Source organism: Neobacillus sp. K501 (assembly GCF_053749995.1).
The window spans coordinates 75,830-100,609 of record NZ_JBSLYA010000013.1 but is presented as its reverse complement, the minus strand read 5'-3'; the positions used below and the strand labels follow the sequence as shown (position 1 = coordinate 100,609).

Sequence of the window (24,780 nt, the reverse complement as noted above, 5' to 3'; positions counted from 1 at the left end):
AAACTGTATCCCAATTTTCCTTCTTGGTACTCTTTTACCAACATTAACTTAAATTCTTCACTATATTTAGCCATAAAAATACACCCCAAAAGTTAGATTTCACTCTAACTTTTGGGGTGCAGTACAGAATCAAAATGCCGGCTTCTTTTTTTTATTGAGGAGTTACAATTGCAGTCGGTGAAGTTCTAAGATCTTTCTGTTCACTATCAGCGCTAAATTGCTCCTGCAATTCTATGTTTGCTTTTTCCGCTTCAGACCCGAGTATAGGGGCATGGGTCTTTCCATCCTCAAGCTGCTTGTTTAGTTTTATATTTGCTTCAGACGTTTCAAGCTTTGAATTATCATTCATTTTTCTTCACTCTTTCTATCCAGATTTATTATTATTATCTCCCTGAGGTAATTTGTCATCCTGAAAACCAAAAACTGCCCCTATTAGGGACAGTCTTTCCACTTTATTATTGGCTATTAACTGCAGCCAATTCTCTTATTTCCTCAGCAATTTTATTTTGAATGTTCTCCACAATAGAGAAATTCATAGCGGAAACATAAATGGCTTCCAGCTCGTCATGGTACTCTTTAGCATGAGTTAAATAAGAAATGGCTTCCTTCATTTTTGCTTTATATCCAGCAGCAATCGGGGCTATTTTATCCTCATATATTTCGTCTGTCCCCGGTGTAATCAGCTGTTCATACATATCAATAATTTCATCGCCTGCACGGCTTGGGAAATATTCATGCGGTGCCGTACTATCAAAAATCGCAATGCCTAATTCGCGTAAAATCACCATGTCAAGGCTGTTAGGATCGAAGCCGCAATGATAAACCTCGGCATCAAAACCTCTTGCTTCCGCAGCCGCAGCGATTTTTTTCAACATCGTCGACTTACCAGATCCCGGACGCCCTTTTATAAAGTAACGCTTCACAATATCCTCGGTTAAATTCGGAACAAAATCAACAGCACCCGCTGGTGTTGCCGCTCCTAAAAAGCGATGGCGGACATCTGAATTCTTGTTTAATTTCATTTTTCCAAAGAAGGACTGAATGAGTTTATTCGTTAGCTGGTCTGCCTTTTCAAAATCCATGTTATCAATATAAATTTTTTCCCAGTCATCATGAATATCCAGCGCTTGCTTAAAGGTTGCATATGCTTGTTTATAAGCATGATTGATCTGATTGGTTAGTTTTTGGATAGCTTTTTTATGCTCCGCCAAGATCCGCACATCCCAGGCTTCCCCAAGATTGATATATTGTTCGATTGCGCCAGGTGCTTTTGGTTCAATGACATGAGGAGCTGTCCCGTCGACAATACCCACCTTCAAAGCGGGAATTAACACTCCATCAATTGAGCTCGTGTCAGATGAGCAATGTAAAAATTCAATATCTAACCCTTTTTCAGCCCACTCATGGCCAATCTTTTTCATCAGCGAGGATTTTCCTGTACCTGGGCCGCCTTTTAGGATATAAACACGGTCAAGACCTTGGAGATTTGAATCATATAGACTATGAAATCCCCTAGCTGTATTTCCGCCAGCATAGTAATTTAAGATTTTTCCTGCCACTTTATCCACCCCTTAGTAGTGACTTTTTCACATCCTATCATATGCCGGCATCCCACTATAGGTGAATGCCTAGGTTCACTTTACTAAATCGATTGTTTCTCCATTCGTAACTGCGATTAAATCTTCGGGCTTCACAACCATTTGCACACCGATTTTTCCTGCACTAACAATGATGTTCGCATGGATTCCAGAGCTTTCATCAATAAAAGTTTGATACTCTTTTTTCATCCCAACCGGGGAGCACCCACCGCGAATATAGCCTGTCCATTTTTGGATATCCTTCACGGGTATCATTTCTACCTTCTTTTCACCAGCTGCTTTCGCGGCTTTTTTTAAATCGAGCTCATCCTCAACCGGGATGACAAAGACATAAATATTTCTACTTGCCCCTTGTGCAACGAGAGTTTTATAGACCTCCTGCGGATTTCGGCCAATTTTTTCAGCAACAGAAACCCCATCAATTTTCCCGTCTTTATTTTCATATGTAAGTATTTCATAGGCGATCTTCTTCGAATCAAGGATTCGAATCGCATTGGTCTTCACCTGTGCCACACTAAATCATCCTTTTTTCCATTTATTATAACAATTTTTCCATCTAAAAAGAGGGGAGCTGCTTAAAGAAGCACTCCCCTCTCTCTTAAGAGCATCTAAATGAGCGAATTCTATTTAGATCAATTCCGAAGTACTCCCAACGGAACCCGCGCCAGCGATAGCCAGCAACTGAGGTTCGGCCGACATAGGTCGGATAGAACCAGAAGCTATTTCCATTATTTAGCCAAACATAGGTAAATCGGTACAAACAGCCCCTGATGGCTCCAGGATCCACGGCATATAATTGCGGTGATTCTTGTGGAGTGTACGACGGTGGTGGGGTGGAAGGAGCTCCTGCTTGCTGCCCTCCGCCTCCGCCAAATGGTGGAAACTGCTGGCCTCCGCCTCCAAAGGGCGGGAAACCTTGTTGTCCACCGCCACCGAATGGCGGAAATCCAGGCTGCCCGCCACCTCCACCGAATGGCGGCGGCATAAATGGAAATTGGCGTTCATCATAAACAGGATACATACTGTAATGATTCGGATAACCATAATAATACACGAACATATTCCTCCTTTATTATGCGTTCCTTTTACAGTATGTTAACAGCCCGAATTGGGTTAAAGCTGCTTATAACTATACCCGTAGGTTTAACACGGAATCTCCATATTGTTGTCACCCGTTTGTCACTCTATCAACCTCGATATATAGTAAACTTAAATTATCCAAAGGAATCCTTTTATTAAGGGGAAACAGCTTATTACCCACTATAGAAGTTTATTTATTTGTGAAGTTATTCACATATATCAACCATTGTCCGAATCTAATAAAACTAGCAAAGGATGACACCTATGAAATATGATTTAGTCTTATTACATGCACCAAGTGTTTATGATTTTCGAAAAAATTCCCTGCTTGCAGGTCCGATAAGCGATGTAGTCCCGTCATCACCAGTGTTTGAAATGTACCCAATCGGGTTAACGAGTATTGCTGACTATCTTGAGCGCTACGGACTTCGGGTTAAGATCATCAATATTGCTAACCGGATGCTAATGAGTGAGAAATTTGATGTGGAAGCGAAGCTTAGAAAAATCAAGACGCGCGCCTTCGGAATTGACCTTCACTGGCTGCCGCATGCCCATGGCAGTATTGAATTGGCTAAAATCGTCAAAAAGCTCCATCCTGATAAACCCATCATTTTCGGCGGACTATCTGCAACCTATTATCATAAAGAGTTAATCCAGTATCCGTTCATTGATTTTGTGATGCGCGGTGATTCTACCGAAAAGCTAATGCTGCTTTGGATGAATAAATTAGAGACAGGCAATACCCATTATGTTGATATCCCAAACTTGACCTGGAAAAAAGGGACAGAAATTGGCTATAATTCGATTACATATGTGCCAGAGGATTTAAATGATATCGATGTTCCAGGCTATCGCTATACGATCCGCTCGGTGTTTAAATATAAAAACTTCCTTGACCCGCTGCCCTATAAGGGCTGGCTGCAATATCCCAATACAGCCCTGTTAACCGCAAGAGGCTGTTCGCAAAACTGTCTCATTTGCGGAGGCTCAAAGGATGCCTACGATCAAAACTGTGGTCGAAGCTCGCTTGCCTTACGCTCACCAGAAAAGCTGGTCGATGACATTCAATTTATTTCACGCTTTAGCCGGGCACCGATCTTTATTCTTCATGACCTGCGCCAGGGTGGCCGTGAGTATGTGAAGGAGTTCTTCAGCCGTTTGAAGAAGCTGAATCTAAAAAATGAAATTGTCTTTGAACTCTTCCAATATGCGGGTGAAGAATTCTTTCAAATGATGAATGATAGCTGTCCAAAATACAGCATTGAAATTACATTGGAAACGCATGATGAAAAAATCAGACGTTATAATTCCAAATTCAATTGTACGAACCCAAAAGTTTTCGAAACGCTTAATTTTGCCTTAAAGCATGGCGCAAAAAAAATCGATTTATTTTTTATGACGGGTATTCCTGGCCAAACATACCAGAGTGCTATTGAAAACATTGATTTTTGTGAAAAAATTCACTTAGCATGTAACAAGGATCCGAGGCTGTTTTACTTTGTCGCACCGCTTGCACCTTTCCTAGACCCAGCGAGTGCAGCATTTGAAAATCCAGAGCTTCATGGTTTTAAAAAATTCTGTCATACACTTGAAGACCACCGCAAGGCGATCACTCAGCCGTCATGGAAGCATATGCTCAGCTATGAAACGAAGCAGATGACACGCGATGACATTGTGAACTCTACTTATGATGCGGCACAAAAACTAAACGAGATGAAATTAAAGTATGGGCTGATTGATCAAGCAGGCTATACGGAAATTAAAGGGAAAATTGAGAAATCCAAGGCTTATATTGAAAAGATTGATTATGTTCTTTCGCTTCCTGAAGATAAGCAGCAAGTGGAATTAGCAAAAATCCAAGAGGAAATTGAAGAATTAAATAAATATAGTATTTGTGGTAAAAATGAACTGAAGTGGGATGTGCAAAAGAATTACGCGAACTTCTTCTCGCTGGCACATGTTGGATTAGAGCAGCTTTATGAGGAATATGTAAGTAAAATCAAACATGCACTCCGACCACAGCTCCGTCACCAATTTAAACTCGAGCCAAAGCGTCAGAAAGCAATAGAATAGGAAAAAGACGTGTGAGCCCACACGTCTTTTTTTATTAATGTCCGCCCAGATAAGCCATGCGGATCTGATCGCTTTGATTGAGTTCTTCGGAAGAACCGGAGATGACGATTTTTCCAGTTTCTATAACGTAGGCACGATCTGCGATCGACAAGGCCATATTGGCATTCTGTTCAACCAATAGAATCGTTGTCCCCGTTTGGTTGATTTCCTCAATAATCCGGAAAATCGTTTTTACTAACAGCGGGGCCAGCCCCATCGAAGGCTCATCCAACAGCAGCAGCTTTGGTCTTGCCATTAACGCTCGTCCCATGGCAAGCATTTGCTGCTCACCACCTGATAATGTCCCGGAAAGCTGTTTGCGGCGCTCATGCAAACGTGGGAACAACTGATAAACCTTTTCGAAATCCTCACGAATCCCTTGTTTATCCTTCCGCAAGTAAGCACCTAATTCAAGATTCTCCTCCACTGACATGTTAGCAAATACGCGGCGTCCCTCGGGAACATGGGATAAACCTTGCTTCACAATCGACTGTGCCACCTTGCCAGAAATGGATTTACCTTCAAATATAAGATCACCGCTTTTAGGCTTAAGCAGGCCTGAGATCGTTTTTAATAAAGTACTTTTACCGGCACCATTGGCACCAATTAGGGTAACAATTTCACCTTGATTAATCTCCAAAGAAACACCCTTTAATGCATGAATATTGCCGTAGTACACGTTAATATCATCAATTTTCAGCATTATGAAACCTCCTCCCCAAGATACGCTTCGATGACTTTAGGATTGTTTCTGATTTGTTCAGGAGTTCCATCGGCAATCAATTGGCCATGGTCGAGAACATAAATCCGTTCGCAAACACCCATGACTAAGCCCATATCATGTTCGATTAAAAGAATCGTTAAATCAAATTTCTTTCGGATTAACGCGATCAAATTCATCAATTCTTCTGTTTCTTGTGGATTCATTCCGGCAGCTGGCTCGTCTAGCAGCAATAATTTTGGATTTGCCGCCAGCGCCCTGGCAATTTCCAAGCGGCGCTGCTGACCGTACGGCAAGTTCTTCGCTTTCTCATGCATGAATGAATCTAAATTGAAAATTTTTAAAAACTCAATCGCTTTCTCTTCCATATACTTTTCCTCTGAAAAGTGAGAAGGGAGGCGGAAGATGGAACTCATGATCGAATGCTTTGCAAGCGAATGGTAAGCAACCTTTACATTATCGAGAACCGATAGTTCACTAAATAAACGAATGTTTTGGAACGTACGGCTGATTCCTTTTTTCGTAATTTTAAATGGAGCTAAACCATTTAATTTGTCTCCGTCTAATTCAATCGATCCTTCTGTCGGAACATAAACACCAGTTAACAGGTTGAAAAACGTTGTCTTCCCAGCACCATTTGGTCCAATCAGTCCGACAAGTTCTCCTTGCCTTAACTCGACGTTTACGTCAGAAACTGCCTTCAAACCGCCAAAGCGGATACCGACACTATTAACTTTAAGCAACGGTGTGTTTGCTGTCATCTTTAACTCCTCCTTTAGTCGATTTTCCGATCTTAAAGAATGAGGTCAATTCTCTCGTACCTAATAATCCCTGTGGACGGTACAGCATCATAATGATCAGGACTAAGCTGTAGATGATCATCCGAACTTCAGGATAGCTTTGCAGGAACGTAGAAATAATCGTTAGCAAAATGGCAGCAATGACCGCACCGGACATACTACCTAAACCGCCAAGTACAACAAAGATTAAAATATCAAATGACTTTAAGAACCCGAAGTTTGTTGGCTGGATAATGAAAAAGTTGTGAGCGTATAAGGCACCAGCAATCCCGGCAAAAAACGAGCCGATCACAAAAGCGATAACCTTATAATACGTCGTATTAATCCCCATAGCGTCTGCTGCAATTTCATTTTCCCTAACAGAAATACAAGCACGGCCATGAGTGGAATTTGTAAAGTTGCGAATCACAAGAATCGTTAATAACACACCGCCAAACAACCAAGGCCAAGTGGTCATCTGTGTAACTGTCATTCCGCTGGCTCCGCCAACATAATCAATATTTAAAAAGACAATCCTAACAATTTCACCAAAACCTAGAGTTGCAATCGCAAGATAATCCCCTTTTAGCCTTAATGTAGGGATCCCGATAATCAGACCCGCCAGTGCGGCAGCCACACCACCTGCGACGATCCCTAATGCGAAAGGAAGCTCTAGCTTCATGGTGACAATAGCGGAAGCATATGCTCCAACTGCCAGGAAGCCTGCATGTCCAATTGAAAACTGACCAGTAATCCCAATAATTAAATGTAAGCTTACGGCCAAAATAATGTTAATCCCAATAAAGTACAAAGTGTTGACATAAAAGAAGTTGATCATTTCACCCGTAATTAAAAACTGCACGACAATTCCTAAGACAATAGCCAAAACGATTGAGGTCCAAAAACCTTTAGCTTGATTGAGAATTTTCATCGCCATAGACCCCCTAAACCTTTTCCCTGACATTTTTACCGAATAAACCGGCAGGACGGAAAATCAAAATTAAAATCAAAACGACAAACGCAACGCCATCTCTCCATAACGAAAAGCCAGCTGCACTGACAAGTGACTCAATGACACCCAATAAAAGTCCGCCAACCATGGCACCAGGAATGATACCGATACCACCAAGCACGGCCGCAACGAAGGCCTTAAGACCAGGGATAATCCCCATTAATGGTTCAATTTTTGTATAATACATACCAAATGCTACACCTGCTGCACCTGCAAGAGCTGATCCAATTGCGAAGGTAGCAGAAATTGTATTGTTGACGTTAATTCCCATCAAACGGGCAGCATCCATGTCGTACGAAACTGCACGCATCGCTTTCCCAATCTTTGTTTTATGAACGATAAATTGCAACAAAATCATTAAAACAACCGAAGTTCCTAAAATAAGCAAGGACTGACTGCTTATTTTTACTCCAAGTAATTCTAAACTCTTCGTAGGGATGATATCGCTTGGATAAGCCTCTGGCTGTGCTCCGCGAACATAAATCACACCATATTCAATCAATAAAGAAACCCCAATAGCCGTGATCAAAGCGGCAATTCTTGTGGCATTTCTTAGTGGCTTATAGGCAATCCGTTCAATTAAAACACCTAAAAGCGCACAAGTAGCCATCGAGGTCAGCAAGGATGGGAAAAATCCTAAATCTAGTACGGTAATCGAATAAAAGCCAATAAATGCACCGACCATGAAGACATCTCCATGGGCAAAATTGATAAGTTTAACAATGCCGTATACCATCGTGTAACCAAGGGCAATCAGTGCATAAATACTACCCAAAGACACTCCGTTAACAAGCTGCTGTAAAAATTCCATGACCAAGTCTCCTCCCAAAAATAGGAAAATATTACTATATCTAATAAGTATGAATAGGGAGTCCTAACAACTCCCTATTCTGTTTGCCTCTATAAAATTACGGATTTACTTTTGTGTTAAATTCTTGCTTGCCGTCTTTGTACTCAAGGATAACGGCAGATTTAACAGGGTCATGATTTTCATCAAGCTTTAAAGTACCAGATACTAAAGAAAGTCCGTCTGTTTCTTCAAGTGCTTTTTGAATTTTTGCTGGTTCAGAGCTTCCGGCACGCTTAATCGCATCAGCAAGGAAGTATAAAGAATCGTAACCTAAAGCGTTAAATGCATCTGGAGATTTTCCATCATACTTATCTTGGAATGCTTTTACGAAATCTTGTACCTTCTTATCAGAGTCACCAGAAGAGTAGTGGTTAGTAATGAACGTATTGTTTAATGGATCATTTCCTGCAATTTCTACTAGTTTAGGAGAGTCCCAACCGTCGCCGCCCATGAATGGAACTTCAATTCCAAGTGCACGAGCTTGCTTAATGATTAAACCAACTTCTTCATAATACCCTGGAAGGAATACGAATTCTGGGTTTTTTGCCTTAATATTTGTTAGAATTGCGTTGAAATCTGTATCCTTAGCGATATATGCTTCTTCCGCAACGATTTTCCCGCCGCTCTTTTCAAAAGATTTTTGGAAGGCAGCAGCTAGGCCTTTTGCATAGTCACTAGAGCTATCGATGATAATCGCCGCATTTTTAACTTTAAGATCATTAGCAGCAAAGTTCGCGGCTACAGTTCCTTGGAATGGGTCGATGAAGCAAGTACGGAAAACGTAGTCATTTAAGACGCCATCTTTCAAGGTTACTGTTGGATTGGTACCAGTTGGTGTAATTAAAGGTGTTTTATTTTTCTGAGCAAGTTCTACTTGTGCTAATGTATTTCCACTTGTTGCCGCACCGATGATTGCTGATACCTTATCTTGGCTGATCAGCTTAATCGCGCCATTTGTTGCTTCTGATGCTTCAGATTTATTGTCTACTTTTACAAGCTCGAGTTTCTTACCGTCAATTCCTTCTTTGTTGATTTCTTCTAAAGCCAAATCAAGACCCTCTTCAATCGATTGACCATAAGATGCTACACCGCCAGAAAGCTCAAGATTCGCCCCGATTTTAATCGTTTCGCTATCTTTTCCGCCTCCGCCCGTGCTTGACGATGAATTACATCCCGCCATCACGCCTGCCGCTACCATGAGCGACATAAAAAGTCCCGCCAATTTTTTCTTTCTCACACATATACCCCCCTATTTTGTTGTCTCCCCTGTACTGCTCTCAATTATCCCACTGTTCCCAAAAGAGATAATATTCTGAAAACATTGTACAAGATATTTTTCTATTCGTCTAGTCTTTCGACGAATTATTTCAATATAATTCTGTAAAAACCCAAATAATGCTACTTACCACTATTCAGATAGGATATTATTAAGAGAATCAAGGAATTTTTAACTCTCTAATAAAGTAAAATTATACTGTACTAAAAAATAAAAGAGAGATTTCGGAATAGAAATCTCTCACTCATAAAAATTATTCTAATTCTTGATTTTTTGTTTCTTTTCCTAAAAAGAGAACAGCAAATACAGCAAGAAGAACGGAGATACAAAAGATTGTAAAAATCGTCCCAATCGCCATTTCTTGTGTGACCCAGTAACCAACCAATAATGGCCCGAGTACTCCGCCAACACGCCCAAAGGATGCTGCCATTCCTGATCCGGTACCACGAATCACCGTCGGGTACTGTTCTGGCGTGTAAGCATATAAACCGCCCCAAGCACCTAAATTAAAGAACGATAATAAAATTCCAAAAATCATTAAAAATGCCTCTGTATCAGCATTACCGAATAAATAGGCACTAATCGCAGTTCCAAGTAAATAGACAATAAGGACAAACTTCCGCCCAAATCGTTCAATGCACCATGCTGCCGTAAAATAACCTGGCAATTGGGCAAGTGTCATAATTAAGACATACTGGAAGCTCTTGATTAAACTAAAGCCTTTCATGACCATAACACTTGGCAGCCATAAGAACATTCCATAATAAGAAAAGACGACACAAAACCAAACGATCCAGAGCATGATGGTTTGACGACGATGTTCATTCGACCATAATGCAGCCAAGCTTTCCATGACAGATATTTTCTTTGTCTTTTTCACCGCTTCATATCGTGGTGAATCCGGCAAGTTGATGCGTAAATAAAGAGCGTAAAGCGCCGGTGCAGCGCTTAATAGCAGGGCAATCTGCCAGCCAAATTTCGGAATCACGAAATAGGAAATAATTGCAGCAATTAACCAGCCCGCCGCCCAAAAACTTTCTAGCAAAACAACGACGCGGCCTCTTTTTTCTGCTGGAACACTTTCAGACACAAGGGTTGACGCTACTGGAAGCTCGCCGCCTAATCCCATTCCAATGAAAAACCTTAGCACAAGGAACATAAATAAGCCTGTCGCCAAAGCCGAAACACCACTGCCGAGAGAAAATAATAATAAAGTAATAATAAAAACATTTTTACGCCCGATTCTGTCTGCCATTACCCCAAAAATCAGGGCACCAACAGCCATCCCAATCGATTGGATACTGCCAATCCAGCCCATCTGCTGAGCTGTTAAATCCCATTCCACTTTTAATGCGGCAATAATGAAGGAAAGCATCCCTACATCCATTGCATCAAACATCCAGCCCGTTCCGGCAATCCAAAGCAGTTTCCTGTTTGGAGCCGCCATCTGTTTTTCCATTCTATTCCTCCTGTATAAATGCCAGTTAGTAGAATTATTCCCCATTACTAGCTTTTTAGGTATAAAAAGAAAATCATAATTCCCTATAGTATTTTAACAACTGTCTTTACACTTGTCACTAAAAAAGGAGAATGCCCCTGCATCCTCTCTCATTCCGCTGCGATTTCTACGTTTTTAAATTGATTATCAAACATCTGATAGTACCTTCCTTGCTGTTCCATTAAGGTATCGTGGTTTCCGTGTTCGATGATTTGGCCGTTGTCGATGACCATGATCGTGTCGGCATCGCGAATCGTATTTAAACGGTGAGCGATGATAAAGCTGGTTCGTCCCTCCATTAAGTGAAGCAATGCTGCTTGAATATGCCGCTCTGTCCGAGTATCAATACTGCTGGTCGCCTCATCCAGGATCAGAACCGCAGGCTTGGCAAGGATTACTCTGGCAATCGCCAGTAACTGGCGCTGACCCTGACTTAAGTTACCGCCATTCTCCGATAGTTTCGTTTCAAGCCCGCGCGGCAGACGATTAATAAACGTATCGGCATTGGCCATCCTTGCTGCTGAAATAACTTCATCATCCGTTGCCTCTGGTTTACCATACTTGATATTGTCTTTAATCGTTCCAGAAAACAAATAGGTATCTTGCAGCACAAAGCCGAAGCTGCTTCTTAAGCTGTCACGAGTGTATTCCCTAATATCGCGCCCATCTAACAGAATTCTGCCTCCTGTCACATCGTAAAATCGAGTTAGTAAATTCACGATCGTTGTTTTCCCTGCTCCGGTAGGTCCAACTAAGGCGGTACTGCTGCCAATCTCCGCTTCAAAACTGACATTTTTTAAAATCGGGACATCCTCCCGATAGCCGAAGCTGACATTTTCAAACACGACATGTCCTTTGGGCTTTGCAAGCGGAATAGCTCCAGGCTGATCGGCCGTTTCCTCTGGCTCATCGATGACTTCGAACACCCGCTCCGCTCCTGCAACACCGGATTGAAGGATATTAAAAATTTGCGCAAGGTCATTGAGTGGGCGGACAAACTGCCGCGAATAGGTAATAAAGCTGGCAATCGCTCCCACCGTCATCATTCCTTTTACCGCAAGGATTCCCCCGACAACAGCCACAATTGCAAATCCTAAATTATTGATGACGTTGATAATCGGCATTAAAAATCCCGACCAGATTTGCGCCTTAAGGCCGACCTCACGCAGCTTTTCATTGACCGCTTCAAACTCGGCGATCACCTTTTCCTCATGATTAAACGCCTTTACCACTTCAATCCCAGAGATCGTTTCTTCAAGTTGACCATTTAATTTTCCCAATTGAACCTGCTGGGCTTTGAATAATACACTAGTCCTTTTTGCGATCGTTCGCGTCAGCAAAAAGACGAGCGGGACAGTGACTAAGCTGGCTAATGTTAATATCGGGCTTAACACCAGCATCATGATCAAAGAACCGGCAATTACAATGATCCCGGACATTAATTGCGTAATCGACTGAGAAATCGAATTACTGACATTATCCACATCATTGGCGAGCCTACTCATCAGCTCTCCATGTGTCCGCTGATCAAAAAAGGCAATCGGCAGCTTTTGCAATTTTTTAAAAAGGGCATCCCTCAATCTCTTAACAATTCGCTGCGAAATACCTGCCATCAACCAGCCCTGTAAAAAATTCATCACGGCATCCAACAAATAAGCAGCCATCAGAATAAATACCATCACGCTCAGAAAGTTGAAATCGATCCCTTGCAGATGGATCGCGTCAATCGCCTTCCCGATTAAATAAGGGGCCAGTAATGCCAGCACCGCACTAACGAGGATAAAGAGAAATACAACAATTAGTCTGTTCCTTTCCTTATCAACGTACTGCCATAATCGTTTCATTGTCTCCTTGAAATTCTTTGGCTTTACTACCGGGCCTCTCCGGCCATGACCAAATCCTCCAGGTCGAACTTGCGGGCCTGGCATAGGTGGTGGTGTGTTTTGTGATGATTCCGACGCCATTAGAGCACCTCCTTGCCAATTTGAGACTGATAGATTTCCCGGTAAACCGTACAGTTTCTGATTAATTCCTCATGCTTTCCGATTCCCACGACTTCACCATGGTCGAGAACAATAATTTTATCGGCATCGATGATTGATGTAATCCGTTGGGCAATCAAGAGGCAAGTCAACCCTTCAGCATATTTCTTTAAGCTTGCCTTGATTCGCGCCTCTGTGGCGACATCGACAGCACTGGTACTATCATCTAGGATTAAGATTTCCGGCTTTTTTATTAACGCGCGAGCAATGGACAGCCGCTGCTTCTCGCCACCGGAAAAATTTACCCCGCCCTGACCCATTCTTGTTTGATAGCCTTCTGGAGAAGCTGAAATAAACTCATCGGCACATGCCCTTTCCGCTGCAGCGATAATCTCCTTTTCCTCCGCATCTTCTTTACCCCATTTAATATTTTCAGCCACTGTTCCTGTAAATAGAATGTTCTTCTGAGGGACGATGGCAATCTTTTCCCTTAATCGTTTCGGGGAGACATTTCGAATATCCTCACCATCCACCTTAATCGTCCCGGAACTAACCTCATAAAAGCGTGGGATCAAGCTAACTAACGTGCTTTTTCCAGAACCTGTAGATCCAATGATTCCTACCATTTCCCCTGGCAGACAGCTAAAGTGGATATTTTTCAATACCGGCTCGCCACTTGTGCCTTCATAGGAAAAATCAACATGTTCAAAATCAATTCTACCTTTGACAGCAGGTGCGACAGATTCCTCTTCCTTCCATGTTACTGAATCCTCGAGAGCAAATACCTCGCCAATCCTTACCGCAGAAATTCTCGCACGAACAAACATCGTAAACACCATCGAAATCATCATCAGTGAGAAGAGAATTTGTGTCATATAGTTAATAAAAGCGATAATATGGCCGACCTGAACAGTTCCATTATCCACGCCATAACCGCCGAGCCAAAGAACAACAACAATGCCAAGGTTCACCGTCAGCATGATCGCCGGGCTAAAAACGGCCATTAACCGTGCTGCGGCCACGGAGCGATCTTTGAATTCCTCATTCGCTTGCTCAAATTTATTCACCTCGACATCAAATCGATTAAATGCTTTGACCACACGGACACCGGATAAATACTCACGCATGACACCGTTCACCCGATCAAGTGCGTTTTGCACCTTGGCGAAACGCGGAAATCCTAAACGTAAATTTAAAACAATAAACAAGGCAACAATCGGAACAACCACTGCCAAGACAACGGCAAGGTGAAGATTCAATCGTGTTGCCATGATTAAGCCGCCAATCGCTAATAGGGGGGCTTTTACAAAAATCCGCATTAATCCGTTCGAAAAATTTTGCACTTGGGTGACATCATTGGTCAGTCTTGTGACAAGGGAAGCACGTTCAAATTGATCAATATTTTTGAAGGAGAGCGATTGAATTTTTTTAAATAAATCGACTCGTAACTCCGCGCCAAAGCTTTGGGAAACATGACTTGCCATCATACTTCTTGTTGAGGCAGAAATGGCACCAAACAAGGTAATTAACAGCATCAATCCGCCCATTTTCAACACGTAATCTAGGTCTTTCCCTGCGACACCGACATCAATGATTTTCGCCATAATTGTCGGCATCAGCAAATCACTTACTGCTTCAAAGGTTAAAAATAGTACCGCTAGACTAAACGACTTCCAATACTTTTTTATGTACTTTGTTAAAAATTGCATGCACCTGCACCCCAGCCTGTCATTTCAATAGGGATATTATAGCAAAAAAAGCATAAATCCTTTATCGAAAGGACTTATGCTTTAACAAGTGATTATTCAGCTTCCCGGAATTCATGAACCCAGACACGCATTTGCGGCAGCCACGGCATTCCTGGATGGTAAGCAAGAATTGATTGCTTATATTCTTCGACCGTTGAGTAGCCCTCACGGCGGGCATCATCGTCGGTTAACTCTCCTAATGACTGAGAATAAACGCGTTCGATGACAAAATCACGTCCTTCAAGTGTCATGATTTCACCAGGATCCGCATAGCGGCCATTACGGCGAGTTGCTGTCTTTTTCCCGGAAAGGACTAATTTCACATCACTTTCCATCGTTACTAAACGTTCAACCGAGCATGTTTTTGGTGGTAATGTATTATATTCCATGTTAATTCCTCCTTTTTACAATTGGACATTCTTATATTAACACTATTGCCAGATTATCAAAAGGAGTTGTCAGGTATTCAGATCTCGCTTTTTATAAAACACATAAGTTAAGGCAGTAAACGCTACAATAATTGCTGCCGACAAGACCACATAGATAAGCTCAACCCCGCCGCCATTCATCACATTTTTTGCCTCGAAATATTTAAATGGGGTTAAATATTTCAAACCTTCAATATCCTCATTTAAGTCGATGGCCACTGATAGTACATACGTAAGCAATAAAATCCCTGCAGCCAGTGATGCAGCCGACTTCGAATGCCTTTTGACCGCCGCAAGGGCACTTCCGGTAACTAAGAACAAGACCTGTAAAATGAACATTCCCACCATTGTCAGGGCAATATCTCCTGTTTCCACTTTCCCATCACTGTATTTTCCCACAAGTGCGATCGATGAAACAAAGGTAACTAGGTTTAAGATCACGATATTCAAAACGGCCGCTGCTAGCTTCGCAGTAATGACGGTTATTCTTGATACTGGCTTAACAAATAAAAACTCTGATGTCTTATCTCGTTCTTCTTTGGCAATAATCGTTGCTCCGAGCATCGCAGCATGGATTGTAGCCATTAATAATAAATAGATAAACAATAATCCATAATAACCACTTGCCGTTGAGATATCAAAATCACCGATCCCGAGAATCGCCAGCACTGATTTCGGCATCCCGGCTAACATTTCATTCATCGATTGGCCTGAGGATGATAAACTAACATATTTGCCCATCCCAGATGCGACCATCAGAAACATACCAATACTCCAAAAAATCAGCGATTTTCTATGAGACTTCAATTCTTTTAAAAAAATATTCATGACTAAATCACCTCCATTAGACTGCGTGGATGTCCTTTTTTCGATAAATAACATAGCTTGCCACAATCGCTAGAATCAAAATGACCAATCCTGCCACCAGGAAGGGGGTCTCATAGCTAGAATTTTCCATGATATAGGCAGTATCAAAGTATTTAAACGGCGAAATATATCGTTTCGCTTCATCACCTGATGTCGCACTGAACATTCCAAGGAAGTAGAAGGCAAAGACCGTACTAAGCGATACGGTTAGTACTGATTTAATCTTCGGGATCACCACCGAAAGGATGACACCTATCGCAAGGAAAATCAGTTGAATAAAAAGAACCGTCAGCGAAAGCATGATAAAGACTTTCAGACTAAAATCTACTGTTTTTACTTGATAGGCAGTTAGGAGCGCTCCTGCCAAATAAAAGAGATTTGTGATCAAGATTGAAATCAAGGCTGCCACGAGCTTAGCAGTGATAATTGTCGTCCTTGTAACTGGCTTCGTAAGCAGGAAATCGGCTGTTTTTTCACGGACTTCCTTGCTGATTATGCCCGTACCGAGATTCATCGCCTGAATTGCTCCGCAAAGAGTGATGAACGATAACGCATAACAATAGAATCCTAGAATTGAAAAAAAGTTATCCAAGTTAATTCCGAATGCAGCTCTAACCGCCGCTGGATATCCTTCAAGTAATTTCGTAAACTCTTCCGTATCCTTTGAAAACGATGGGAATAAAGACATAAACAGGACGACAATCAAGATTAACGATATCGACCAGATAATCGTCGATTTCCGATATACCCTCAATTCATGCAACAAAATATTCATAGTCTCCTAGGCCTCCTTTTCGTAGTAGTGCATAAAGATCTCCTCAAGGTCAGGCTCTTCAATCCAAAGATTCGTAATTTCAATGTCAGCAATCTTCTTCATGATGTCATTAATATTTCCGCTAAAAATAAAGCTCGTCACGTTATTCTTAACCTCAAGCTGATTCACACCTGTTAGGGCAAAATAGTTAGGGGTGAGCTGGGCGTTTGTCTCGATTTTGAATTTTTTATGCGTATTTTCTTTTAATGTACTAATCTTTTCTACCGCTACAAGCTTGCCTTCTTTAATGATGGCAACCCGGTTACAAAGACGTTGAACCTCCGTTAAGATATGGGACGAAAATAGAATCGTAGCGCCTTTTTTATTTTCATCTTCGAGCAATTCAAAGAATTTTTGCTGCATCAACGGGTCGAGACCGCTTGTCGGCTCATCGAGAATGATCAACTTAGGCTCGTGCAGCAGGCCTTGAACAATTCCTACCTTCTTTTTATTTCCTAAGGAAAGATCATCAATTTTTTTGTTGAGATCTAAGTCCATGATTTCCGCCAACTCTTTGATTCTCTTACGGCAATCCTTTTTATAAAAACTAGCGGAATAGCTTAGGAGATCCTTCACCTTCATATTGTCATAGTAAAAAACTTCAGAAGGCAGGTAGCCAATTTCCTTCTTAATTTCTGGAGCAAACTGGATACAATCCTTGCCAAATATCTTGGCACTGCCGCTCGTCGGATAGATGAGCGACAGCAAGGTACGGATGGTTGTCGACTTACCGGCGCCATTCGGACCGATAAAGCCGAAAATCTCACCTTGTTCTACATTAAAGCTGATGTCTGAAATCCCTCTTGCCTTGCCATACGTCTTCGTCAAGTTATTGATTTCAATTACATTCATCCTTGATTGCCCCCTTTATAAAAACATTTTATAAGAATATCAAAATACGCTTCCGCTTCTAAACGGATTTTTTCATAGTCGAGTTCATGATTTGGTGAAAGTCTAGCTTTGTACAACGCTTCATCACTTATTTTTTCAAACGTCCACGTAATGATTTTCAGGACTTTTTGAACATCGACATCCTCTCTAAAACGTGAGAGATCTATACCTTCATATACTTTTTCGGTATTGATTTTTGTCAGTTCCTGTCTTCTTTTTTCAAACTCTACTTTTAGCTCAGCTGATTCTTCCAAAAATGACTCTTGAACGAACTTAAAGATATCTGGATATTTTGCTAAAAGTTCGGTTTTAATGGTGACCGCTTGGCGAATTCGATTAAAAAAATCTGGTTCCGATAAGTCCGCTTTTTTGTAAAATTCCTCTGCAATGAGTTCATAGCAATAGTCAAACAAAAAGAAATATAATTGCTTTTTGTTCTGAAAATAATGGAATAGCAGCCCCTTTGAAATCTCTGCTTCTTTTACAATTTCATTGGTCGAGGCATTATCATATCCTTTCTGGGCAAATTCTTTTAATGCTGCATTTATAATCCGATCTTGTTTTTCTTCATCTAGGTTGAGAAATTTCGAATACATTCTGGCAGCCCCTTTCTTTTTTATTTTCTAATGAAAAGATAGCTGTTGACCAAGGTAGTCAACGATATTGTACTCCTGTTGACTGATGTGGTCAATAGCGAACAAGGTATATTTTTTACAATTTTATGAAATTCATATCCGGTGGGTGGGGGATGTGCTAGGATACTTTATGGAGGTGAAATATGAAGGAACGATCTGATTCACTTACATTAAAAGGTTTGATTGCTGCTCAGGGGAGGCTATCTCCACAACATCCGCTTGTTCCAGTTTTATCTGCTAAGCAGGCGGCGATTGAGGCAGGAATTGGCGGTGAGGAAAGAGTAGCAGATGTACTTCAGCAACATACCTTTCCTTTTAAAAACGATATTTTCCACGATTTATTCCTTTCTTCAGACAGTACCTTTCAAATAGACCACACGGTTTTGACCCCCTATTTTGGCGTCATTCTCGAAACAAAAAACATTGCCGGAACGTTAGAATTTAAGGACAATCCTCCCCAATTGATTCGCACGAAGGAGGATAGTGAGAGAAACTCCTTTGAAAGTCCCGTTGTTCAACTGGAGCGAAATTGCGAACTCCTGTCTGCATGGCTTAAGGGGCGAGGTATCCAACTCCCTCTATACGGAGCTGTGGTTTTAGCCTATCCGAAACAAATCGTTGCCGTTCCCCCAGCAAAAACCAGGATTCTATTCCCTAATATGATCCCATCGTTTGTTAAAAGACTGCCAATGCAATCGAAAAAACTCGATGGGTCAACCTTTAAATGGCTTTCCGAAGAACTGATAAACAGCCATCGACCCTACATTCCAAAACCCATTTGCGAGTCCTATCAACTATCATTTGGAGATTTCCAAAAAGGGGGAAGGTGTAGAACATGTGGCAAGCTAGGGTTAATTAAGATACCACGTTCCTGGCACTGTCCGCATTGCGGGGTGAACGACAATTTGGCACATATACGAAATTTAGAGGAGTGGTTTTTGATTTTCAAAAGGAGCATTACGAATCGGGAGTGCCGGGAGTTTTTGCAAGTGGACATCTATACAGCCCATCGCATATTGAATAGTATGAATTTGCCAAGAGAAGGTACTTTTAAAGATTGTAAATATATTATGGATTTCAAAAAGTATAAGTAATGTGCTATCCCCACGTATTCTGCGCCATCCGCAAGTATTTCGTGCTATCCGCAAGTATTTCGCGCTATCCGCAAGTATTCTGCGCCATCCGCAAGTATTCTGCGCTATCCGCAAGTATTTCGTGCTATCCGCAAGTATTTCGCGCTATCCGCAAGTATTCTGCGCCATCCGCAAGTATTTCACCCCATCCACCCAACAATTCACCTAATCTCACTCCAAAAAGATGTATCCACCCCTATAAAGTGCTATATTTAACATGTAAAAACCAATTAAGGGGTGTTGCTAAGGTGAAGAATGAGATCATTGAGAGATTTACTTCATATGTGAAAGTGGATACACAGTCGAATGAGAGCAGTGAGACTTGCCCTTCAACTCCGGGGCAGTGGACGCTTTTGAATATGCTGGTGGAGGAGCTCAAACAAATTGGCATGGAAGAGGTCGCGGTCGATGAGAATGGCTATGTGATGGCCACTCTGCCTGCTAATACGGAAAAAGAGGTGCCGACCATTGGATTTCTTGCCCATGTTGACACGGCGACTGATTTTACTGGCACCAACGTGAAGCCACAAATTGTTGAGAACTATGATGGAAATGAAATCGCTCTCAATCAAAATGTCACGATGTCACCGAAGGATTTTCCGAGCCTTCCGGAATATAAAGGGCACACGCTCATCACGACGGATGGGACCACACTTCTAGGTGCTGACAACAAAGCGGGGATTGCGGAGATAATGACGGCGATGGCTTATTTGATTCAGCATCCTGAAATCAAGCATGGTAAGGTCCGCGTTGCGTTCACACCGGATGAGGAAATCGGCAGGGGGCCACATAAATTTGATGTCCAAAGATTCAATGCCAAATATGCTTACACAGTGGACGGCGGTCCGCTAGGGGAGTTAGAATACGAAAGCTTTAATGCCGCTTCGGCGAAAATCACCGTAAACGGGACCAATATTCATCCAGGATCAGCTAAAGACAAAATGGTCAACTCGATGAAGATTGCGATGGAATTACATAGCCAGCTGCCTGCTCAGGAAGCACCGGAACACACAGAAGGGTATGAAGGCTTCTACCACCTTATTTCCTTCAATGGCGAGGTGGAGCAAACCAAGCTGAATTATATTATCAGAGACCATGATAAAGAAAAATTCGAGAACAGAAAAACAACGATGGAAAACATCGTCAATAACTTAAAAACCAAGTACGGCCAAGACAGTATCCTAATAGAATTAAAAGACCAATACTACAACATGGGTGAAAAAATAAAGCCGGTAATGGAAATTGTTGAGATTGCTCAGCAGGCAATGGAAAACCTGGACATCAAACCGCTTATCAAGCCAATCCGCGGTGGCACAGACGGGTCTCAGCTTTCCTATATGGGTCTACCAACGCCAAATATATTTACAGGCGGAGAAAACTTCCACGGCAAGTACGAGTTTATTTCTGTCGATAATATGATCAAAGCAACAAACACTGTAATTGAAATCGTAAAATTATTTGAACAACGAGCATAAAAACAAAAGCTAACCTGTCACTGGGTTAGCTTTTTCTAACCATCATTTCCGGTCTCCTACATCTGAAACCGATCTAATCTAGTAAACGTCTCCTTGAGAAACTCATAAAAAAGGCGCTCAGTAGGAAGCAGTTCGCGGTCGCTCGGGATGATGACACCTACCGTGCGGGTAACATTGGGTTCAATAATTGGAATTTTCACCGTCGAACGAGGAAGCCGATCCACCAAGGTAATCTCCGGAATGAGAGTGATACCAAGTCCGGCGGAAACTAATCCTTTAATCGCATCAATATCTTCGCCTTCAAAGGATACTGTTGGCTGAAAACCAAGCTGGCTGCAAGCATTGACAATCATTTCACGCAAAATATATTCCTCTGGAAACAGGACAAAGGAATCCTCCCTTAATTCCGCCAACTTCAGCGATTTTCTATTAGCAAGTGGATGACTTTCAGGCATGAGCGCGACAATATTATCAATAAAGAGGGTGGTACCCTCAACTTTTTTCTCCTGTTTTGGTACTGGTCCAATTAACGCCATATCGAATTCACCGTTCACTACTCCATCAATTAAATTGCGGTAAGAGCCTTGCTTCAACTGGAACTTCACTTGCGGATACCTTTCACGAAAAGAGGAGATGGCAGTAGGCAGTATATAGGAAGCAAGACTGCTTGGAAAGCCAATGCGAATTGTCCCATGATCAGGATCTAAATACTCTTCGATTTCCCTTTTCGCAGCATCAATCACCTTCATTGCCTGCTGCATCTGATTAAGAAACATTTTTCCGACCGGTGTCAGCTTTACATTTCTTCCTTCGCGAATGAATAAACGTACACCTAGTTCCTCCTCTAAATTGAATATTTGCCTGCTGACTGCTGATTGTGCCACATGGAGGGCATGTGCTGCCTCTGTTACATGCTCACGCTTCGCCACTTCCATAAAATAGTGGATCTGTCTAAGTTCCAAATTGCTCACCTCTAGCCATTCATCTCATATCGGCATTAATCTTATCTATTTTTAATATTGCTTAGATTATTCTTTAATTATAAAATATTTTTTAGCAATAAATAAAATAGTCAGAAAATTAAATTTACTATATAAACGACTGATGAGACTGGGGGACCCTATGAAAACAATAGAAGAGTTAATACAGACAGAACAACAGATAGCGGTTAATTATGTGAATGAAGTGTACGAAACCGTAATGAGCCGTAATCCTCATGAATCTGAATTTCATCAGGCGGTAAAAGAAATTTTTGATTCGCTTGTTCCTGTTTTTTCGAAACATCCTAAGTATATTGAACAAAGCATTTTAGAAAGAATCGTTGAACCAGAGCGTGTGATCTCGTTCCGTGTCCCATGGGTAGATGACAAAGGAAAAGTACAGGTTAATCGTGGATTCCGTGTCCAGTTCAACAGTGCAATCGGACCATATAAAGGCGGGCTTCGATTTCACCCATCTGTGAATGCCAGCATTATCAAATTTTTAGGATTTGAACAAATCTTTAAGAATTCACTGACAGGACAGCCAATCGGCGGCGGGAAAGGCGGATCAGACTTTGACCCGAAGGATAAATCAGACGGTGAGATTATGCGATTTACCCAAAGCTTCATGATTGAGCTTTACCGCCATATTGGCCCTGATATTGATGTCCCAGCAGGGGATATTGGGGTAGGGGCGAGAGAAATCGGTTATATGTTTGGTCAGTACAAACGAATCCGTGGTGCCTATGAGGCAGGAGTATTGACAGGTAAAGGACTTGGCTATGGTGGAAGTTTAACTAGAACAGAAGCTACCGGCTATGGGACTGTTTACTTTGTACAAGAAATGATCGCAGACAAAGGTATGAGCTTTGAAGGAAGCACCGTTGTTGTTTCTGGTTCTGGCAATGTTTCCATCTATGCAATAGAAAAAGCGATGCAATTTGGCGCAAGGGTTGTGGCATGCAGCGATTCGAACGGCTATATTTATGACCCTACAGGCATTAAGCTTGATACCGTGAAGCGCATTAAAGAGGTTGAAAGACGAAGAATTAGTGACTATGTTCTTGAGCATCCGGAAGCACAGTATTTTGAAGGGTGCACAGGTATCTGGTCAATTCCATGTGATATCGCCTTACCATGTGCAACGCAAAATGAGATTGATGAAACCTCCGCAAGAGTCCTAGTCGCCAATGGCGTCAAAGCCATAGGGGAAGGGGCTAATATGCCGTCAACCCTTAAGGCAATTGAGATATTCTTACAGAACGATATTTTATTTGCACCTGGGAAAGCCGCAAATGCTGGCGGAGTAGCGGTTTCTGCCTTAGAAATGGCACAAAATAGCGCTCGACTTTCTTGGACCTTTGAAGAGGTGGATGCAAAATTACACCAAATCATGATCAATATCTATCAGAACAGCGTGAAAGCTGCTGAGGAATATGGTTATCCAGGCAATCTCGTTGTTGGTGCCAATATTGCGGGATTCTTAAAAGTGGCTGACGCAATGATTGCGCAAGGTGTTATATAAAGAAATGGGGTGCTCACGAATGAGCACCCTTTTTATACGGTTTGTTTCAACCAGTTTTTTCCCTCTACCATACGAGAAACCATCATTCCTGCAACATTATCTCCACTTGCATTCAGCATCGTAGCAGGTGGATCAATTAATGTGCTGATTGCCGCAATAATCGGTAAAGCCTCAGGAGGGAAGCCAAAGAGACTTAAGATCAACATCTCGCCAATCATTCCACCACTTGGAATCGCGCCCATCACAGCACCAACTAATAGTGAAACGCCAATGATTAAGAAAAAGGTTCCAACCCCAGTGTTAGGCATATCAAAAATGCCAAATAGGAAAACAATTTTTAATACGCCGCCAATGACGGAGCCGTCCTTATGGAGTGCTGCTCCTAGTGGAATCGTCGTATCTCGGATATCCTTTTTAATGCCTATTTTTTTCGAAGCCTCTAGATTAACTGGAATCGAAGCAGCACTGGAACAGGTAGCTAATGATGTAATGGTAGGCTCCAGCATATTACGCCAAAACACCTTGATTCCTGTCCCTTTCCCTGCCATAAAAGCGTATATAGTAAACGCAACAAAGAAATAGACAATCGCAGCAAGATAATAAGTAATTCCTGCTTTGACATACGAACCTAAAAGAATCGGGCCGTACTGACCGACTAAGGTAGCGAAATAAGCACCCAAGCCAAGCGGAGCAATGTACATAATCAAGGAAACCACTTTCATCATCACTTCAGAACCTGACATTAAAAAGCTAGTAAAAACCTTGCCTTTTTCACCGATTGATTGTGCGGCAAAGCCGATTAAAATGGAGATGACAATCAAGGCAAGCATATTGCTTCGTGAGAATAATTCAACAAAGTCTGGAACAGTAAAGGTTTTAACAATTTGAGTAATTGGATTTAACTCTTCACTACCTTCAGGTTTGATTAACTTCAGCTTAACTCCTTCTCCAGGATTAACGATTTTAACAATAAAAAACATATAAATAGCTGCTATAAGTCCTGTAAATAAAAACGTTCCAAACATCCAGCCAATAATTTTCCCTAATCTTTTTGCCCCATTCATATTCGCAATGGACGAGGAAATGGTGAAGAATATCAGCGGTACGATGATGGTGAATAAAAGATTCAAAAACACATCACCAATTGGTTGAAAAACAACAGCCTCCTCCTTCATCACCAATCCAACAATTGCCCCAACAAAAATGGACAACAATAGAATGATGGGGAAACGATAATTCTTCCATTTATTCATATAGATGCTCCTTTATAATGCTAAATTCATTTTTGCGTCTATCTATTATAATTTTAAAGACGATTAATAGAAAGCGACTTTAATAATATTTTTCTAATAAAGTTTTCCCTATGCCCTGAATTC

Annotated in this window: 23 protein-coding genes; 4 read left to right on the top strand and 19 right to left on the bottom strand. The window is 41.7% G+C overall.

What is annotated here, in order from left to right; genetic code table 11:
- Positions 1 to 151: 151 nt before the first annotated feature.
- From ACWM35_RS22610 to ACWM35_RS22595, 4 genes are all read right to left on the bottom strand, one after another.
- Positions 152 to 349, bottom strand: coding sequence for a hypothetical protein (locus tag ACWM35_RS22610; RefSeq protein ID WP_454821158.1), 198 nt, complete (start codon positions 347 to 349; stop codon positions 152 to 154).
- A gap of 106 nt (positions 350 to 455) precedes the next feature.
- Positions 456 to 1,559 (bottom strand): PRK06851 family protein, encoded by a 1,104-nt coding sequence (locus ACWM35_RS22605; protein ID WP_454821157.1) that lies wholly within the window; start codon positions 1,557 to 1,559, stop codon positions 456 to 458.
- A 75-nt stretch (positions 1,560 to 1,634) separates the two neighbouring features.
- Complete coding sequence (ybaK, locus tag ACWM35_RS22600) at positions 1,635 to 2,111, bottom strand: Cys-tRNA(Pro) deacylase (protein WP_454821156.1); 477 nt, start codon at positions 2,109 to 2,111, stop codon at positions 1,635 to 1,637.
- An 85-nt stretch (positions 2,112 to 2,196) separates the two neighbouring features.
- Positions 2,197 to 2,658, bottom strand: a complete 462-nt coding sequence (locus tag ACWM35_RS22595) for a hypothetical protein (protein WP_454821155.1) — start codon at positions 2,656 to 2,658, stop codon at positions 2,197 to 2,199.
- A 284-nt stretch (positions 2,659 to 2,942) separates the two neighbouring features.
- Here ACWM35_RS22595 and ACWM35_RS22590 point away from each other — a divergent pair, with 284 nt between their 5' ends.
- Positions 2,943 to 4,751, top strand: a complete 1,809-nt coding sequence (locus ACWM35_RS22590; RefSeq protein WP_454821154.1) for a TIGR04190 family B12-binding domain/radical SAM domain protein — start codon at positions 2,943 to 2,945, stop codon at positions 4,749 to 4,751.
- Between the two features lie 34 nt (positions 4,752 to 4,785).
- Here ACWM35_RS22590 and ACWM35_RS22585 read toward each other — a convergent pair whose 3' ends face one another.
- From ACWM35_RS22585 to ACWM35_RS22525, 13 genes are all read right to left on the bottom strand, one after another.
- Positions 4,786 to 5,493 (bottom strand): ABC transporter ATP-binding protein, encoded by a 708-nt coding sequence (locus ACWM35_RS22585; RefSeq protein ID WP_454821153.1) that lies wholly within the window; start codon positions 5,491 to 5,493, stop codon positions 4,786 to 4,788.
- On the bottom strand, positions 5,493 to 6,272 hold the full coding sequence (locus ACWM35_RS22580) for an ABC transporter ATP-binding protein (RefSeq protein WP_454821152.1): 780 nt from the start codon (positions 6,270 to 6,272) through the stop codon (positions 5,493 to 5,495). The genes ACWM35_RS22585 and ACWM35_RS22580 overlap by 1 nt, the downstream gene beginning before the upstream one ends.
- Complete coding sequence (locus ACWM35_RS22575) at positions 6,247 to 7,221, bottom strand: branched-chain amino acid ABC transporter permease (RefSeq protein WP_454821151.1); 975 nt, start codon at positions 7,219 to 7,221, stop codon at positions 6,247 to 6,249. Before ACWM35_RS22575 ends, ACWM35_RS22580 begins: the two co-directional genes overlap by 26 nt.
- A 13-nt stretch (positions 7,222 to 7,234) precedes the next feature.
- Positions 7,235 to 8,113: a branched-chain amino acid ABC transporter permease gene (locus tag ACWM35_RS22570; protein WP_454821150.1), complete on the bottom strand. Its 879-nt coding sequence runs from the start codon at positions 8,111 to 8,113 to the stop codon at positions 7,235 to 7,237.
- A gap of 97 nt (positions 8,114 to 8,210) precedes the next feature.
- Entirely contained in the window at positions 8,211 to 9,389 is a 1,179-nt protein-coding gene (locus ACWM35_RS22565; RefSeq protein ID WP_454821149.1) for an ABC transporter substrate-binding protein, read from the bottom strand.
- A 292-nt stretch (positions 9,390 to 9,681) separates the two neighbouring features.
- Entirely contained in the window at positions 9,682 to 10,932 is a 1,251-nt protein-coding gene (locus ACWM35_RS22560; RefSeq protein WP_454821148.1) for an MFS transporter, read from the bottom strand.
- A gap of 104 nt (positions 10,933 to 11,036) precedes the next feature.
- On the bottom strand, positions 11,037 to 12,890 hold the full coding sequence (locus ACWM35_RS22555) for an ABC transporter ATP-binding protein (protein ID WP_454821147.1): 1,854 nt from the start codon (positions 12,888 to 12,890) through the stop codon (positions 11,037 to 11,039).
- The gene (locus ACWM35_RS22550) at positions 12,890 to 14,617 is read right to left on the bottom strand and encodes an ABC transporter ATP-binding protein (RefSeq protein ID WP_454821146.1); all 1,728 of its coding nucleotides are present in this window, start codon (positions 14,615 to 14,617) and stop codon (positions 12,890 to 12,892) included. The genes ACWM35_RS22555 and ACWM35_RS22550 overlap by 1 nt, the downstream gene beginning before the upstream one ends.
- Positions 14,618 to 14,709: 92 nt before the next feature.
- Positions 14,710 to 15,045 (bottom strand): ASCH domain-containing protein, encoded by a 336-nt coding sequence (locus tag ACWM35_RS22545; RefSeq protein WP_454821145.1) that lies wholly within the window; start codon positions 15,043 to 15,045, stop codon positions 14,710 to 14,712.
- A gap of 69 nt (positions 15,046 to 15,114) precedes the next feature.
- A complete protein-coding gene (locus ACWM35_RS22540) occupies positions 15,115 to 15,912 on the bottom strand; it encodes an ABC transporter permease subunit (RefSeq protein WP_454821144.1) in 798 nt (265 codons plus the stop codon).
- Positions 15,913 to 15,928: 16 nt separating this feature from the next.
- The gene (locus ACWM35_RS22535) at positions 15,929 to 16,726 is read right to left on the bottom strand and encodes an ABC transporter permease subunit (RefSeq protein ID WP_454821143.1); all 798 of its coding nucleotides are present in this window, start codon (positions 16,724 to 16,726) and stop codon (positions 15,929 to 15,931) included.
- A 6-nt stretch (positions 16,727 to 16,732) separates the two neighbouring features.
- Complete coding sequence (locus ACWM35_RS22530) at positions 16,733 to 17,617, bottom strand: ABC transporter ATP-binding protein (protein WP_454821142.1); 885 nt, start codon at positions 17,615 to 17,617, stop codon at positions 16,733 to 16,735.
- The gene (locus tag ACWM35_RS22525) at positions 17,614 to 18,252 is read right to left on the bottom strand and encodes a TetR/AcrR family transcriptional regulator (protein WP_454821141.1); all 639 of its coding nucleotides are present in this window, start codon (positions 18,250 to 18,252) and stop codon (positions 17,614 to 17,616) included. Before ACWM35_RS22525 ends, ACWM35_RS22530 begins: the two co-directional genes overlap by 4 nt.
- 182 nt (positions 18,253 to 18,434) lie before the next feature.
- Here ACWM35_RS22525 and ACWM35_RS22520 point away from each other — a divergent pair, with 182 nt between their 5' ends.
- Together ACWM35_RS22520 and pepT are read left to right on the top strand one after the other, a co-directional pair.
- Positions 18,435 to 19,385, top strand: a complete 951-nt coding sequence (locus tag ACWM35_RS22520) for a nuclease-related domain-containing protein (RefSeq protein WP_454821140.1) — start codon at positions 18,435 to 18,437, stop codon at positions 19,383 to 19,385.
- A 287-nt stretch (positions 19,386 to 19,672) separates the two neighbouring features.
- Positions 19,673 to 20,899 (top strand): peptidase T, encoded by a 1,227-nt coding sequence (gene pepT, locus ACWM35_RS22515; RefSeq protein ID WP_454821138.1) that lies wholly within the window; start codon positions 19,673 to 19,675, stop codon positions 20,897 to 20,899.
- Between the two features lie 56 nt (positions 20,900 to 20,955).
- Here pepT and ACWM35_RS22510 read toward each other — a convergent pair whose 3' ends face one another.
- A complete protein-coding gene (locus ACWM35_RS22510; protein WP_454821137.1) occupies positions 20,956 to 21,861 on the bottom strand; it encodes a LysR family transcriptional regulator in 906 nt (301 codons plus the stop codon).
- Positions 21,862 to 22,021: 160 nt separating this feature from the next.
- Here ACWM35_RS22510 and gdhA point away from each other — a divergent pair, with 160 nt between their 5' ends.
- Positions 22,022 to 23,404, top strand: a complete 1,383-nt coding sequence (gene gdhA, locus ACWM35_RS22505) for an NADP-specific glutamate dehydrogenase (protein WP_454821136.1) — start codon at positions 22,022 to 22,024, stop codon at positions 23,402 to 23,404.
- 32 nt (positions 23,405 to 23,436) lie between these two features.
- Here the strand turns inward: gdhA and ACWM35_RS22500 are convergent, their stop codons facing one another.
- Complete coding sequence (locus ACWM35_RS22500) at positions 23,437 to 24,657, bottom strand: dicarboxylate/amino acid:cation symporter (RefSeq protein WP_454821135.1); 1,221 nt, start codon at positions 24,655 to 24,657, stop codon at positions 23,437 to 23,439.
- Between the last annotated feature and the right edge of the window lie 123 nt (positions 24,658 to 24,780).

Excerpts from the sequence above, each read along its gene's own strand:
- ACWM35_RS22540 (WP_454821144.1), bottom strand. The coding sequence starts at position 15,912 with ATGAATATTTTTTTAAAAGAATTGAAGTCTCATAGAAAATCGCTGATT.
- ACWM35_RS22590 (WP_454821154.1), top strand. The coding sequence starts at position 2,943 with ATGAAATATGATTTAGTCTTATTACATGCACCAAGTGTTTATGATTTT.
- ACWM35_RS22520 (WP_454821140.1), top strand. The coding sequence starts at position 18,435 with ATGAAGGAACGATCTGATTCACTTACATTAAAAGGTTTGATTGCTGCT.
- ACWM35_RS22550 (WP_454821146.1), bottom strand. The coding sequence starts at position 14,617 with ATGCAATTTTTAACAAAGTACATAAAAAAGTATTGGAAGTCGTTTAGT.
- ACWM35_RS22610 (WP_454821158.1), bottom strand. The coding sequence starts at position 349 with ATGAATGATAATTCAAAGCTTGAAACGTCTGAAGCAAATATAAAACTA.
- ACWM35_RS22555 (WP_454821147.1), bottom strand. The coding sequence starts at position 12,890 with ATGGCGTCGGAATCATCACAAAACACACCACCACCTATGCCAGGCCCG.
- ACWM35_RS22560 (WP_454821148.1), bottom strand. The coding sequence starts at position 10,932 with ATGGGGAATAATTCTACTAACTGGCATTTATACAGGAGGAATAGAATG.
- ACWM35_RS22535 (WP_454821143.1), bottom strand. The coding sequence starts at position 16,726 with ATGAATATTTTGTTGCATGAATTGAGGGTATATCGGAAATCGACGATT.
- ACWM35_RS22500 (WP_454821135.1), bottom strand. The coding sequence starts at position 24,657 with ATGAATAAATGGAAGAATTATCGTTTCCCCATCATTCTATTGTTGTCC.
- ACWM35_RS22545 (WP_454821145.1), bottom strand. The coding sequence starts at position 15,045 with ATGGAATATAATACATTACCACCAAAAACATGCTCGGTTGAACGTTTA.
- gdhA (WP_454821136.1), top strand. The coding sequence starts at position 22,022 with ATGAAAACAATAGAAGAGTTAATACAGACAGAACAACAGATAGCGGTT.
- ACWM35_RS22575 (WP_454821151.1), bottom strand. The coding sequence starts at position 7,221 with ATGAAAATTCTCAATCAAGCTAAAGGTTTTTGGACCTCAATCGTTTTG.
- ACWM35_RS22525 (WP_454821141.1), bottom strand. The coding sequence starts at position 18,252 with ATGTATTCGAAATTTCTCAACCTAGATGAAGAAAAACAAGATCGGATT.
- ACWM35_RS22595 (WP_454821155.1), bottom strand. The coding sequence starts at position 2,658 with ATGTTCGTGTATTATTATGGTTATCCGAATCATTACAGTATGTATCCT.
- ACWM35_RS22570 (WP_454821150.1), bottom strand. The coding sequence starts at position 8,113 with ATGGAATTTTTACAGCAGCTTGTTAACGGAGTGTCTTTGGGTAGTATT.
- ACWM35_RS22585 (WP_454821153.1), bottom strand. The coding sequence starts at position 5,493 with ATGCTGAAAATTGATGATATTAACGTGTACTACGGCAATATTCATGCA.
- ACWM35_RS22530 (WP_454821142.1), bottom strand. The coding sequence starts at position 17,617 with ATGAATGTAATTGAAATCAATAACTTGACGAAGACGTATGGCAAGGCA.
- ACWM35_RS22580 (WP_454821152.1), bottom strand. The coding sequence starts at position 6,272 with ATGACAGCAAACACACCGTTGCTTAAAGTTAATAGTGTCGGTATCCGC.